Origin of the sequence: Providencia sp. 21OH12SH02B-Prov (genome assembly GCF_027362595.1) — a bacterium.
GTDB lineage: Bacteria > Pseudomonadota > Gammaproteobacteria > Enterobacterales > Enterobacteriaceae > Providencia > Providencia zhejiangensis.
On sequence record NZ_CP114796.1, the window covers coordinates 1,908,556 to 1,921,535 of the forward strand.

General features: G+C 40.0%; 13 protein-coding genes. 6 read left to right on the top strand and 7 right to left on the bottom strand.

What is annotated here, in order from left to right:
* Positions 1–169: 169 nt before the first annotated feature.
* Positions 170–1,171 (top strand): nucleoid-associated protein YejK, encoded by a 1,002-nt coding sequence (yejK, locus tag O7C57_RS09105; protein ID WP_163861321.1) that lies wholly within the window; start codon positions 170–172, stop codon positions 1,169–1,171.
* An 87-nt stretch (positions 1,172–1,258) separates the two neighbouring features.
* On the opposite strand, the gene rplY is transcribed toward yejK, so the two are convergent.
* Together rplY and O7C57_RS09115 are read right to left on the bottom strand one after the other, a co-directional pair.
* A complete protein-coding gene (gene rplY / locus O7C57_RS09110; RefSeq protein WP_154622298.1) occupies positions 1,259–1,540 on the bottom strand; it encodes a 50S ribosomal protein L25 in 282 nt (93 codons plus the stop codon).
* Between the two features lie 163 nt (positions 1,541–1,703).
* The gene (locus tag O7C57_RS09115; RefSeq protein ID WP_269723935.1) at positions 1,704–3,464 is read right to left on the bottom strand and encodes a DEAD/DEAH box helicase; all 1,761 of its coding nucleotides are present in this window, start codon (positions 3,462–3,464) and stop codon (positions 1,704–1,706) included.
* A 225-nt stretch (positions 3,465–3,689) separates the two neighbouring features.
* Here O7C57_RS09115 and rsuA point away from each other — a divergent pair, with 225 nt between their 5' ends.
* The 3 genes from rsuA (at position 3,690) to O7C57_RS09130 (ending at position 6,709) form a co-directional block, all read left to right on the top strand.
* Positions 3,690–4,394, top strand: coding sequence for a 16S rRNA pseudouridine(516) synthase RsuA (rsuA, locus tag O7C57_RS09120; RefSeq protein WP_154622296.1), 705 nt, complete (start codon positions 3,690–3,692; stop codon positions 4,392–4,394).
* Positions 4,395–4,556: 162 nt separating this feature from the next.
* The gene (locus O7C57_RS09125) at positions 4,557–5,687 is read left to right on the top strand and encodes a Bcr/CflA family multidrug efflux MFS transporter (protein WP_230085779.1); all 1,131 of its coding nucleotides are present in this window, start codon (positions 4,557–4,559) and stop codon (positions 5,685–5,687) included.
* Between the two features lie 680 nt (positions 5,688–6,367).
* Positions 6,368–6,709: a hypothetical protein gene (locus tag O7C57_RS09130; protein WP_163861328.1), complete on the top strand. Its 342-nt coding sequence runs from the start codon at positions 6,368–6,370 to the stop codon at positions 6,707–6,709.
* Positions 6,710–6,797: 88 nt separating this feature from the next.
* Here O7C57_RS09130 and mepS read toward each other — a convergent pair whose 3' ends face one another.
* Together mepS and O7C57_RS09140 are read right to left on the bottom strand one after the other, a co-directional pair.
* Positions 6,798–7,379, bottom strand: a complete 582-nt coding sequence (gene mepS, locus O7C57_RS09135) for a bifunctional murein DD-endopeptidase/murein LD-carboxypeptidase (protein ID WP_154624342.1) — start codon at positions 7,377–7,379, stop codon at positions 6,798–6,800.
* A gap of 574 nt (positions 7,380–7,953) precedes the next feature.
* Positions 7,954–8,577, bottom strand: a complete 624-nt coding sequence (locus O7C57_RS09140) for a YrbL family protein (protein ID WP_154635579.1) — start codon at positions 8,575–8,577, stop codon at positions 7,954–7,956.
* A gap of 318 nt (positions 8,578–8,895) precedes the next feature.
* Here O7C57_RS09140 and O7C57_RS09145 point away from each other — a divergent pair, with 318 nt between their 5' ends.
* Positions 8,896–9,234 carry a hypothetical protein gene (locus O7C57_RS09145; protein WP_154635580.1) on the top strand — a complete coding sequence of 113 codons (339 nt, stop codon included), beginning with the start codon at positions 8,896–8,898 and terminating at the stop codon, positions 9,232–9,234.
* 97 nt (positions 9,235–9,331) lie between these two features.
* Here O7C57_RS09145 and yeiP read toward each other — a convergent pair whose 3' ends face one another.
* The 3 genes from yeiP to O7C57_RS09160 form a co-directional block, all read right to left on the bottom strand.
* A complete protein-coding gene (yeiP, locus tag O7C57_RS09150) occupies positions 9,332–9,904 on the bottom strand; it encodes an elongation factor P-like protein YeiP (protein ID WP_154635581.1) in 573 nt (190 codons plus the stop codon).
* A 132-nt stretch (positions 9,905–10,036) separates the two neighbouring features.
* Positions 10,037–11,281 carry a tryptophan permease gene (gene mtr / locus O7C57_RS09155; RefSeq protein WP_154624868.1) on the bottom strand — a complete coding sequence of 415 codons (1,245 nt, stop codon included), beginning with the start codon at positions 11,279–11,281 and terminating at the stop codon, positions 10,037–10,039.
* Between the two features lie 163 nt (positions 11,282–11,444).
* Positions 11,445–11,882 (bottom strand): nucleotide triphosphate diphosphatase NUDT15, encoded by a 438-nt coding sequence (locus O7C57_RS09160; RefSeq protein ID WP_154624867.1) that lies wholly within the window; start codon positions 11,880–11,882, stop codon positions 11,445–11,447.
* Positions 11,883–12,043: 161 nt separating this feature from the next.
* On the opposite strand from O7C57_RS09160, the gene fruK reads away from it, so the two are divergent.
* Entirely contained in the window at positions 12,044–12,979 is a 936-nt protein-coding gene (fruK, locus tag O7C57_RS09165) for a 1-phosphofructokinase (protein ID WP_154624866.1), read from the top strand.
* Position 12,980: the final 1 nt, after the last annotated feature.

The following is a 12,980-nucleotide window of genomic DNA, read 5'->3' on the forward strand; positions in this document are numbered from 1 at the left end:
CAAGAAATTTATCTTTGAGTGATAATAATGCTTATTAAGATTATTCGAATGAGTATTAGTTCAGCATTTAGGTGTAAAAATAGGCGCAAATGACAGTTTCGGTTGCAGATAAATAGTATCAGTGTTTGAATACGCGCGAGAATATTTCTGCTTGAATAAGGAGCCTACAATGAGTCTGGAAATTTCCCAGATAGCTTTACATCAGTTGATTAAACGTGATGAACAGACACTTGAAGTCATGTTGCGCGATTCTTTATTGTCAACCGATAACGTTGTACAAGACATGATGGCAGAATTACACCGAGTATATAGCGCAAAAAGTAAAGCTTTTGGTGAGTTTAATGAAGAAAGCGAACTGGCCGATGCGTTGAAACTGTTGCGTAAAGGTGAAGAAGAATTTCTTGGCTTTAGTCGAGCAATGACCGTGCGTTTAAAAGATGAATTGGCTAAATATCCCTTTGCTGAAGGTGGGGTCGTGTTATTTTGCCAATACCGTTATCTTGCTGTTGAATATTTATTAATCGCGGTGCTCAGTAGTTGCGATAGTATGTTTGTAACCGACAGCCTCGATTTATCGACCACGCATTACCTCGATATTCCTCATGCAGACATTGTTGCTCGTATCGATTTAACGGAATGGGAAACCAATCCCGAATCTACACGCTATTTAACCTTTTTAAAAGGGCGTGTTGGTCGTAAAGTATCTGATTTTTTTATGGATTTCTTGGCTGCGTCAGAAGGCTTGAATGCAAAAGTACAGAATAAAGGGCTAGTGCAGGCGCTCGATGATTTTTGCGATAATGCGCAAATGGATAAGAACACACGTCAAGCTTATCGTCAGCAAGTGCATGCATATTGTACGGAACAGTTACAATCCGGCGAAGAAATTGAGTTACAAGCACTGTCTAATGAATTACCAATAGTAGAAGAACAGAGTTTTGGTGATTTTGCCCGTCAAAATGATTATCAGTTAGAAGACAGTTTTCCTGCGGATAGAGGCACATTAAAACAGCTGACTAAATTCTCGGGGAGTGGCGGGGGAATCACGATCAGTTTTGATGCGATGTTGATGGGAGAACGTATTTTTTGGGATCCAGTGACGGATACTCTGACTATTCGCGGTACACCACCGAATTTACGTGATCAGCTACAGCGCCGTGGTGGAAAATAAGCATATGTTGAAAATAAATAACGCCGCAATTGCGGCGTTATTTACTCGGCGTCCCGATAAATTCTAAAGCTCGGCTTGTGGCTTTAATTAAACGCGCAGGAAGTCAATGTGCGTCACTTTTGGTTTGAACGGGTGACGTTGAACAGCCTGAACTTTGACTTTAGTTTCTTTACCATCGATAACCAGGTTCAGAACTTCATAAAATTCTGCTTTACCTTCTTGGTTAATCACTTCATCGTGGCTAAGAGTCACAGAGATAGCTTCTTGGTTGCCACCGTAAACGATAGCTGGAAGCTGGTTTGCTCTGCGCAGGCGGCGGCTCGCACCCTTACCCTGCTCTTTACGTGCAATTGCATTGATAGTTAACATTACTATTTCTCTATACAAGAAAAAAATAAAATCCTGCTACAGGCGACCCAGCAGCAGGTTCGATATTTGGCTTGGTGTTGTTGAAGTACGCTAATGCGAAACATCCAAGCGGGCGGCATTTTAACGGAAAATGCCTACAACGGCAATCATAATCTAATTAACATCAAGAATAGAGTTGGTCAGCAACGCGGAAGCGTCCATGATAATCGAATATTTTTTGGCGGATCTCCCAATAACTTTCTTTTTTACGAGCAACAATAAATTGCGGGTATCGTAATGCGGACTGTTGGGTAACGATATCATGGGCTGACGACCATTTGAAAGGAACGCCAGGCGCTCGTAAGTGTTCACGCAAGAAACGATGCTCAAATGCACGACGTTGTGGTGTTGTATGAAGGCGAAAACGTTCTGAGACAGAAGTACCATCCTCATCATAATAGGTGATTTTTAACCATTCACCTTTATTATCGCGACCTGTTGTCATCTCCATTCCACCACAACGTAAAATTAAAGCATCTTTTAGTTTCAATGCGGCTTTTAGCATATCGTCAGGATCCGATAGCACCTCATCACATTTTTGACAGCGTCGTGCAGCGATATCATTTTCTGCTCCACAGTGAGGGCATTGCTTAAAACGAAAACGAAATTCACATTGTTGCTTGTGTCCTAACGCATTTTCTTCCCAACCTTGGCAACGGCGGCCATAGTGCTCAATAATTTGGCCATCTTCTGTGCATTTTCCCCAAAAAGTATTCGCAAATTGACAGAGTGGACAAAAAACTTGTACAGGCACACTATTCGAATTAGGTTTGCTTGAACCAACTTCAGGGCGAAATAAGTCATGAGGATTACCCGCGTAGTCTAAAATCAAACACTGAGATTTATTAGGTGATAATCGCAAACCACGTCCAACAATCTGTTGGTATAAACTGACCGATTCAGTAGGGCGTAAAATGGCGATAACATCCACATGAGGGGCATCGAAACCGGTTGTTAATACGGAGACGTTAACTAAAAAATGCAATTGTTTATTTTTAAATTGTTGGATAATCGCTTCACGTTCCATCGCCGGTGTATCTGCGGTGACTAAGGCGGCAGTATTTTGGGGGAGATAGCTGAGTACCTCTTTTGCGTGTTCGACAGTTGCAGCAAAAATCATGCAGCCTTGTCGTGGTGTCGCATAGTCAACGATTTGAGCCACAATCTTCGGCGTAATGCGTTTTTGTTTTTGGATAGAAAGATTGAGTTCATGTTCATTGAAAATGCCCGCGGAACTGAGTGACACCTTGCTAAAATCATATTGCAGTACAGGCATGTCGAGACGTTCAGGCGGTACTAAGAAATGATTTTTAATCATATAGTGTAACGGTAATTCGTAAATACATTCGCGGAAAAAGCAATTTTCATCACCTCTGACCATGCCATGATAATGATATTGGTAAATCCAGCCTGAACCTAGTCGATAAGGCGTAGCGGTCAACCCTAGAATTTTTAGCGTTGGATTATATTGGCTAAGGCTATTGATAATTTGTTGGTATTGGCTTTTTTTATTTCCGCTAATACGGTGGCACTCATCAATAATGACCAGTGAAAAGTTGTCATGAAAGCTTTCTAGGTTGCGCGCGACAGATTGTACGCTACCAAAGACCACTTTGCTGTGGGATTGTTTACGATTTAAACCCGCAGCAAAAATATCCGCTTCTAGGCCATAAGCCCTATATTTAGCATGATTTTGTTCAACAAGCTCTTTGACGTGAGCTAACACAAGCACTCTTCCTCGAGCTAAGCGAGCAAGTTCGGCTATCACTAGGCTTTTTCCTGCGCCTGTAGGTAGCACAATAACAGCAGGTTGCGTGTGCTGGCGAAAGTAGTGAATCGTCGCATCGACAGCATCTTGTTGATAGGGGCGGAGAACAAAAGGCATATTATTCAGCATTAATTAAAAATAGTGAGTCTCTCAGTGTTAAATTTAGGTTAACACAATGGCATGAGCTAAAAACACCACATAATTTTGAGACGCTATCACTTGTGATTAGTTATTGATATAATAAAAGATGTGAACATAATCACAATAACCTTTCAATTTTATTTCTAACAACTTGGCCGCTTTATAGGGTTGAGTTGCTATTCCATCAAATTAAGAGAATTTATGCGACTGGATAAGTTTTTGTCCCAGCAATTAGGGATTAGTCGGAGTCTGGTAACTCGCGAGCTACGTGCAGGAAAAGTCACTGTCGACGATGAAATTGTTAAATCAGGTGCGCTACAGATTAGCCCTGAACAATCGGTTGCTTATGAAGGCAGTGTTTTAGTCCATGTTACAGGTCCTCGTTATTTTATGCTGCATAAGCCTGAAGGCTACGTCTGTTCAACTGACGACCCGACACACCCGACTATTCTCTATTTTATTGATGAACCGTTAGCCGATAAGCTGCATTCGGCAGGACGCCTTGATATCGATACAACAGGGCTTGTGCTATTAACGGATGATGGTCAATGGTCGCATCGTATAACGTCACCTAAACATCATTGTGAAAAGACCTATCGGGTCGAATTAGAACACGATATTGCCGATGATGTCGCACAGCGCTTTGCTGAAGGCGTCATGCTTAATGGTGAAAAATATCCAACTAAACCTGCACAATTAGAAATAATCACGCCCAAAGAAGTCTTATTGACGATCAGCGAAGGTCGCTATCATCAAGTCAAAAGGATGTTTGCGGCTGTTGGAAATCATGTTTGTGGCCTACATCGCGAACGTATTGGTGATATATGGCTAGATGCTGAGTTGGCACCGGGTGAATATCGAGTACTGACAGAAGATGAAATTAATAGCGTGACAGTTCCGCGCTAAATACCAAACGTAATACAAAAGAAGTTTAGTCATGCGCAGTTTATATACGCTTACTGTGTCATTGGCTCGTGCGCCTTAAGCGGAACGAGATAGGAGTTTAAAAGAGTGCAACAGCAGACATCATCCTACTTAGGATTGATATTAATATTAGGTTTATTATCGATGCTTATGCCTTTGGCCATTGATATGTACCTACCGAGTTTCTTAGCTATGGGTGAGTACTTCAATGTCGATGAAGGGCGCATCCAAATGACGCTAAATAGCTATATATTTGGCTTTGCGATAGGGCAACTGTTTTATGGACCAATGGCGGATAGCCTAGGACGTAAGCCTGTCATTTTAGGTGGTGTTATTGTATTTGCTATCGCATCGGCAGCTTGTGCACTTTCTGAATCCATCGATTCACTCATTCTGTTTAGATTCCTACATGGTTTTGCGGCAGCGGCAGCGAGTGTTGTGATTAACGCATTAATGAGAGATATGTTTACACGCGATGAATTTTCGCGAAGTATGTCTTTTGTCGTGTTAGTGATGACGATTGCGCCTTTACTTGCGCCAATTCTCGGCGGAGAAATGATGCGTTGGTTCTCATGGCACGCTATTTTCTGGAGTATTGCGATTGCTGCTGTTTTGGCTGTTATTCTAGTTAGCTTATTTATACGTGAAACGTTGCCTGTTGAGAAACGTCAGCCATTCCATTTAGGTAATACCTTAAAACAATTTGCGACCTTGTTTCGTGCAAAGCAGGTTCTATTTTATATCCTCGCAAGTTCATTTTCATTTTCAGGCATGTTTTCATTCTTGAATGCAGGGCCATTTGTCTATATTGAGCTTAACGGTGTATCTCCTCAAGATTTCGGTTACTTTTTTGGTATTAATATTGTTTTCTTATTTTTAATGACAACCTTAAATAGCCGTTATGTAAGACGCTTTGGGGCGGAGCATATGCTCTACCTTGGAATTATTGTGCAATTTACCATGGGTATTTGGTTATTAGCCACAACAGCACTTGATGTCGGTTTCTGGGCTTTAGTGCTTGGTGTTGCTGTCTATGTCAGTGGCATTGCGATGATCACGTCTAATGCGATGGCGGTGATTTTGGATAACTACCCACATATTGCAGGAACTGTATCTTCATTAGCGGGAACGATTCGCTTTTCGATTGCGGCGTTAATTGGCTCATTGATATCGTTGATTCCGGCTAAATCCGCATGGCCGATGGTTGGCTCGATGGTCGCCTGTGTTGCCTTTTCTATGTTATTTGTTTTATTAGCTAAACGCGCTAAAAAATAAACGACGATCAGTTTCTATCATGTCAAGCGGCTTCTGTTGTTTTAAGCCGCTTACCCGCATTAATTTCAGTTAGTCACCATATTTATTTGAATAGTGTTAAGTAAAAATTAACTACTCGATAAAACCGAATTCATCTTCAGTAAAATTAGAATTTCTGTATAAAAATGATCTGGGTCAACTATCATTGGATTAACGTTTGTTAAATTTATGTATTAAACTAAGCTGATTGGAGTTAAGTGAAAAATTGGTTGAGATGATGATTTTTATTCAAAATAACTCAGTTTATTATTAACCTCCGTTTAGTAATGTAAAAAAAATGGCTAATAGTTAGTCTTAATGTTGAATTTCAATAGTAAAAAAAATTTAAAGTTTAACATTCTGGGTAAAAAAATTCGTATGCAAGGATTTGTGTCACAAAAATTTAACGACACGAGCAATAATTAATGTTATATTTAGGTATGATAATTTAACAAACACGTTACTTTTGTGAGTTGTAGCGAATTCGGTTTGAACGAGGTTTGATGAAGTTTACTGAGCTCTAAGGATTAACTTAGAGGAGGGAGAATCAAATTGCTTAGGAGTAGGGGGGATTTATGGAAAAAACTCTACTCAGCGTTGATTAGGTAAATGGATCTCGTTCAGCAAATAATATGATGGTTAGGTAGCAATAGGAATTTGTTGTGGAAAAATCAGGTCTTTCGGTAGTGCACAGGCTGCCGCAAAGCTACCGCTGGTTATCTGGAAAAATAGGGACTGATGTTGAAGTGGTACCTACAGATGATTTTGGTAGCGATAAACTTGTGGGGCTGAAATTACTCAGTCATGACTGTGCGACAGATTGCATCGCAATGAAGCAGTTATCAGAATCATTGTCTGAATTGCAAATTGAAAGTGCAATTTTAGAGTGGCAAAAAGAAGTTTGCCTCTTTATTCATGCAAATGATGAGCTTGCGGCAATGTGTCGCTTAAAGGCCGATGGCGTTGCTATTGCCGAGCTTGGATCAGGTTTCTATTCGTCTTAATAAAACCGTATTGAATACAATAAAAAAGCTTCCAGTTTTTAAACTTGGAAGCTTTTTTATTGGCAAGGGATTAATGAGATTTTACAGCTTATGAGCCATTAATAACACGACGGCCCGCGTAGTATCTTTTGCTCCAATACTCATTGGTCATTTCAGAAACGATAACACCGCTACTGGTAGAAGCGTGAACAAATTTATTATCGCCGATATAAATGCCAACGTGTTTCATGCGACGACCTGTTTTAAATAAAACTAAGTCACCTGCTTTTAAATTATTGCGTTTGACGCTCTGTCCTGAAGACTCTTGTTCCGAGGTGGTGCGAGGCAAAGCAACACCGAATTGTTCGATAAAGGTGCGCTGAACAAAACTTGAACAATCAATACCACTCTTTGTTGTACCGCCTAGGCGATAGCTGACCCCTTTCCAGTTAGCGTATTGGTCCATAATTTTCGATTTGGTATCGACGCTCTGGACGAGTTGTTCAAACTCATCTTGCGAAGCCATCGCTAAAGAGTCAGAAGAACCATTTAACATGCGAGGTTCAGAGTGGGGAGTACGTTGAGCATTCTTTGAAGAATTAGGGGTAGTACAAGCTGAAAGTGCCGCGGCAATCGCGATTGCTGGTATAATGCGCAAAATGTTGCGCTTAAATTTTTCAGATGTTGCCATTATTCTCGATATCCCTTGCCATTTTGTTTTGTGTTTTTCCACACAATAAACGTAAACTTATCCCTGTGAAAAACGCATTTTATCAAATGCAACACTAGCTTTTCACAGAAAGTGTTTAATACAGAACAACTAAACTTTGTATATGAATGTAAATAAACTGCACGCCGTAGAAGAAGATGTGTGATATGTAAACACAATAACAGCCAGCTAGGCAGACACTCATCGTTAAAATTTGGCAGTTGCATACTTATTTCGCCAAACATAGAGAGCATACATAAACAGAACTGAAATGGCGAGTTAATAAGGGGATAATTTACAAAACATTATATTAAATACGAATAGAGTAAGGGTTTTGGCGGCTTTTTGTTAAAAAAATAGAACTTTAACTGTTAAGTGAACCAAGAATATAATAAAAATAACGATCTAGATCACATTTTAAGCTGGCTTGCTGCAATTATTAACGATTAAGACACTCTTAAATGTAAAGAAGTTTAAATTTACTTAAGCTGACCAACTTAAATAGTGATGGCAAACTCATTATCGTTAACCATCACTATACTGTAGGCATACCAAGTTAGCGAGTTAGTATCTGCATGTTGGCGAGTTTAATATGGTATTCGTTATATATTCGTCGTTCAAAATCAGCAAATCGGCGAGAGAGTGTTGTTCGCGCTAGCGTTGACGAAAAATAATCGACGGGAATTAAATTTGCACTGCCGAGGTTATCAATGATCACAAATTGACCATGAGGCTTATAGCCTAATTGGTAGACAATATTGTAAGGCTTTAATGCCATTGTCACTATGGCGTCTTTAAATATCGTTTTTTTAAAAATATCATACGCAATTCGCATATTTTTTTGATGTTTTAAAAAATAGTTTTTATTTTTAAAAAAATAATCAAGTGTATTAGATACAGCCCCTGTTTTATCTTTAATTAACTGAAATACATAACCCGTCCCCATGTTTGTTTCCTGAGTACCATAATAATCGGAGATTGTCTCTGACGACGATTTATTTCGATAAATCCGTTTGTAATATTTTATTTCGCGTATCGTCTCTTTATCATCTCTATCTGCATGATGCACTTTTACGCATAAATCCTCACGTTCAGGATGATGATAACACGCTCGTTGCCGTCCACTGGCAATCAATTGCGATGGACTAAGTACGATAGGCTTTGCAAGTAATGTCTTCATATTATAGCCATTAAGTGAATGTGAATTAGGTCGACCAAGGCTGTTGCCTTATTTATAAAAATAAACAGGCTAATTTTAATGGATAAGAAAGAAGGAAAGTGGCAATCTGTGTGATCGCTTGTTATTTTGTGATCAGGTTATCTTATTATATTTTATTTCTTAGAGTTAAAGAAAAATAAAAAACTACGGCTATCAGTTAAATATCATTTCATTCATTCAAATTAGAATCTCGTCATTCAGTGATAAAAATAAAAAACAATTTAAATATAAATAATTTATTACAAATGACGATAACTTAATTTTTAATGGATGCTTTTTATGAAACTTATAGTCAATAAAATTTCCATAGCAGCAATATTGGCAATCACAGTCATTAACTATTCACCAATAGCACAAGCGAAAGAAAAAACAGTAATCGGTAGTGGCACGATTACATTTACGGGGGCTATCGTTGCATCGCCATGTCAAATCGGGACATTTCAGGAAAATGTTCAAACCACTTGCTGGAACGATAGCGGTAAGCCCGTGACAACGCAAATCCCCCTAAAGACCTTAAAAAAAGGCACTCAAGAGCTGCCAAATAACAAAGGGACTCAAAGCTTTAAATGGATAGATAAAGCACAGACTCTGGGTGTGTATACACTGATATATAACTGATTTGAAAAGAGTCATATGATTTAAAGCAGGAAAGCGAATTCAAATTGTGTAAAGTTCGAAAGCCCTATGGGCGTCCGCCCATAGGTGATAACAACAATTAATCGCAGCGACCCATATAACGACGCTCAGGAATATGGATACGAATTTTTTCGCCGCTGGTGAGGTATTCAGGAACTTGAACCGTTAAACCGGTAGCCATTGTTGCAGGCTTTGTACGTGCGCTCGCAGAAGCCCCTTTAATGGCGGGAGTGGTTTCTACGATGACCATATCGACAGTTTGAGGTAATTCGAGTGCAAGGACTTGACCATCCATTGTTAGCACTTGCATGCCAGGTAGGCCTTCTTCAGGAATAAACAATAATTCCTCTTCAATATCCGCACGTTTAAATAGATAAGGCGTATAGTCTTCATTGTCCATAAAGACATATTCATCACCATCGATATAAGAGAAGCTAACAGCTCGGCGAGTGAGTGAGATAGTCTCTAAAATATCATCACCTTTAAAACGCTCTTCGACTTTTTGCCCTGTTTTAATGTCAGTAAAGCGCATTTTGTATAAAGTGCTGGCACCACGAGCGCTTGGCGCTTGAATATCAATGTCTTTAACCAACAACAGTTTGCCATTGTAATTCACTGCAAAACCGCGTTTGATTTCATTGGCCTTTGCCATATATAACCTTCTTGATTGTCTTCATAAAAGAGTGCGACAAAATTACTCGCAGATAGGCGATTAGGCAAGATAGTAAACACATTTTTCAGCAAAAAAATCTCCCCAGCGACTTAGCTGGGGAGGGATGTTCAATTAATAGACTGGGAGTAACCCAAATAAGGAAAGTATGTGTGCTACAGCATTAATGACACCGAATAGAATGACAAACAGAATAATACTGATACCACCAGGAGCCTGATAGCTGTTGTTTGGAAAACGTTTACGACTCGCTTTAGCCATTAATGCAGGTACGATGACAGCCCAAATTGTCGCGGCAAGACCAGCAAAACCAATCGCGTAGATAAAACCATTAGGGAAAACGAGTGCAAAGACAGTTGGTGGCAAAAATGTGATTAGGGCAGATTTAAAGCGACCTTGTTTGCTGTCATTAAATTTAAAGAAGTCAGCAATAAAATCAAATAAACCAAGTGATACACCTAAAAATGAACTTGCCAATGCCATATAGGAAAATAGCGTCAAAAATTGGGAAATGAAATCGCTATTCGTCGATGCATTCATTTGTTTCAATAATGCACCAATGTTATTGCCTTCTTCACGAATTTGAATAAACGCGGAGCGTGGGATGTTACCTTGAACCGCATACTGCCACAGGATATAAATCGCAACAGTAATAATAGCGCCATACACAAGACTACGTACAACAGAACGACTATCTTTATTGTAATACTTAACTAGACCTGGAACATTACCGTGATAACCAAATGACGTTAATAAGTAAGGTAATGCAGCGAGTGCATACGGTAAATAGTGGGCATTACCTTGATCGACTTGGTTGAGTAGAATTGAAGGGGATGCTGTTGTGACCATGCCACCAATAGACATCACAAAGGTGATGACCATACCGCCGATTAAAATCGTGCTTAAACGGTCAACGGCACGTGTCGATAACCAAACAAAGAAAGCGACCAGAAGCGCAAAGAACAACCCAGAAACGGCTTGAGGAACCGCCATGTAACTAGATAAGTTCTCAGAAATAATGGAGCTTCCCGCGGATATATAGGCATAAGTCAAAATATACAGCACGAAAGTAATGGATAGACCATTAAGTGAGTTCCATATCGGTCCTAATAAATCTTTGACCATGGTATGAAAGCTGGCACCAGCAGGGTAATTCATATTGGCTTCTAAAATCATTAACCCTGAAAGCAGCATGCAAACAAAGGTATAGATTAAAAGCACGATAGAGCCTGTAAACCAAACACCAGAGGTCACCATGGGGATTGAAAACATACCAGCGCCAACGGCTGTACCCGCGATAATCATTGCGCCACCTAAGATGGAGGGCTGTTTGATTGTTTTTGTTGTATCAACAGACATGGGAACTCCCGATTAATGTTTCTTTGTACTAGCTTAATGATACAGGCGGTGTGTGTTGATGTAAATAATAATTAACGGACAAATGTAAAAAATTAAGAGTAATTATAATGAGTTGGATGATTATTGTACAAATGACGCAATGCCATTTGCACAAAAGGAAGCCTTAAGCGGGATGGTGATAAAATTGTTGGTTCAACCATAGGTCGATAGCATTGCGGCTAGCTTCAAAGTGTGGTTCAGGCAACTCATTAGGTGCAACCCACATTAGGCTTTCACACTTATCAGCTTCCATAATTTGCGGCTCTATGTCACCGTTGTATTCAACATGCATACAAATAGAAACGGTATGCTTGCCTTCCTGTTGATAGGTATTCACATTATTACTAATACCAAAAACAGTTGGGGTAGTAATATCAATACCAATTTCCTCTTTTATTTCACGAATAGCGCATGCCTCGAATGATTCACCCGCATCGACGTGCCCACCGAAAATAGACCAGTACGGTGCGTGTTGGCTGCTGCGTTTTCCCATTAAAATTTGGCCTTGTTGATTCGTGATAATGACTCCCACACCAACGACAACACCATCAACAATAGACATGAGTTCTCCTTATATTCTTTATTTTAAGCCGGCTAATATTGCCAGTTTAGTCTAGAAAAACAATCAGGAAAAACTACAAATATCACTGAAGCCATTGTGTTTTAATGGTATAACTATGGCTAGCATGTATACGACAATAACGATAAGGGAGATTCGAGGTTATGACTCGCCGGGTTGCTACAATTACATTAAATCCTGCTTATGATCTTGTTGGGCTGTGCCCATCAATCGAAGTCGGTGAAGTCAACTTAGTGAAAACAGCTAGCCTCAATGCAGGAGGCAAAGGGGTTAACGTCGCAAAAGTTTTACGAGACCTTGGAATCGATATCACCGTAAGTGGTTTTATGGGAAAAGATAACCAAGAAGAGTTCCAACATTTTTTCAGTGATAACGGAATGGCAAACCGTTTTCATATGGTGCCAGGTAGGACAAGAATTAACGTTAAATTGACGGAAAATAACGGTGAATCGACCGATTTTAATTTTTCTGGTTTTGATGTTAGTAAAGAAGACTGGAATCGTTTCTCAACGGAATCACTCAATTGGTTAGGCCATTTTGATATGGTGGTGGTCAGTGGAAGCTTACCGAATGGTATTGAAGCTGAGGAATTCACTCGCTGGATGAGCCGACTGCGTCAATTGTGCCCGTGTATTATTTTTGATAGCAGCCGTGAAGCATTAAAAGCGGGTTTGAAAGCATCGCCATGGTTAGTGAAACCCAATCGCCATGAATTGGAAATGTGGGTTGGGCGCAAGTTACCCGATCTGAAAGATGTCATTGAAGCGGCACATGAACTTCGCGATAAAGGCATCTCTCATGTGGTGATATCGTTAGGTGAAGAAGGCGCGTTATGGGTCAATGCCTCAGGCTCTTGGTTGGCTAAGCCACCACATTGTGAAGTTGTCAGTACCGTTGGTGCTGGTGACTCGATGGTAGCGGGCCTAGCGTATGGATTGTTAAATGGTGAGTCGAGCGCACACACACTCCGTATGGCAACGGCAATTTCAGCACTATCGGTCTCACAACCGGATGTTGGCTTAAAAAATCGTAATAAACTTGCGGATATGATGGCAAAAATTGAAATGGAGTCTTTGTAAA

Coding starts and splice junctions, on each gene's coding strand:
- yejK (WP_163861321.1), top strand. CDS start 170: ATGAGTCTGGAAATTTCCCAGATAGCTTTACATCAGTTGATTAAACGT.
- rplY (WP_154622298.1), bottom strand. CDS start 1,540: ATGTTAACTATCAATGCAATTGCACGTAAAGAGCAGGGTAAGGGTGCG.
- O7C57_RS09115 (WP_269723935.1), bottom strand. CDS start 3,464: ATGCCTTTTGTTCTCCGCCCCTATCAACAAGATGCTGTCGATGCGACG.
- rsuA (WP_154622296.1), top strand. CDS start 3,690: ATGCGACTGGATAAGTTTTTGTCCCAGCAATTAGGGATTAGTCGGAGT.
- O7C57_RS09125 (WP_230085779.1), top strand. CDS start 4,557: ATGCTTATGCCTTTGGCCATTGATATGTACCTACCGAGTTTCTTAGCT.
- mepS (WP_154624342.1), bottom strand. CDS start 7,379: ATGGCAACATCTGAAAAATTTAAGCGCAACATTTTGCGCATTATACCA.
- O7C57_RS09140 (WP_154635579.1), bottom strand. CDS start 8,577: ATGAAGACATTACTTGCAAAGCCTATCGTACTTAGTCCATCGCAATTG.
- O7C57_RS09145 (WP_154635580.1), top strand. CDS start 8,896: ATGAAACTTATAGTCAATAAAATTTCCATAGCAGCAATATTGGCAATC.
- yeiP (WP_154635581.1), bottom strand. CDS start 9,904: ATGGCAAAGGCCAATGAAATCAAACGCGGTTTTGCAGTGAATTACAAT.
- mtr (WP_154624868.1), bottom strand. CDS start 11,281: ATGTCTGTTGATACAACAAAAACAATCAAACAGCCCTCCATCTTAGGT.
- O7C57_RS09160 (WP_154624867.1), bottom strand. CDS start 11,882: ATGTCTATTGTTGATGGTGTTGTCGTTGGTGTGGGAGTCATTATCACG.
- fruK (WP_154624866.1), top strand. CDS start 12,044: ATGACTCGCCGGGTTGCTACAATTACATTAAATCCTGCTTATGATCTT.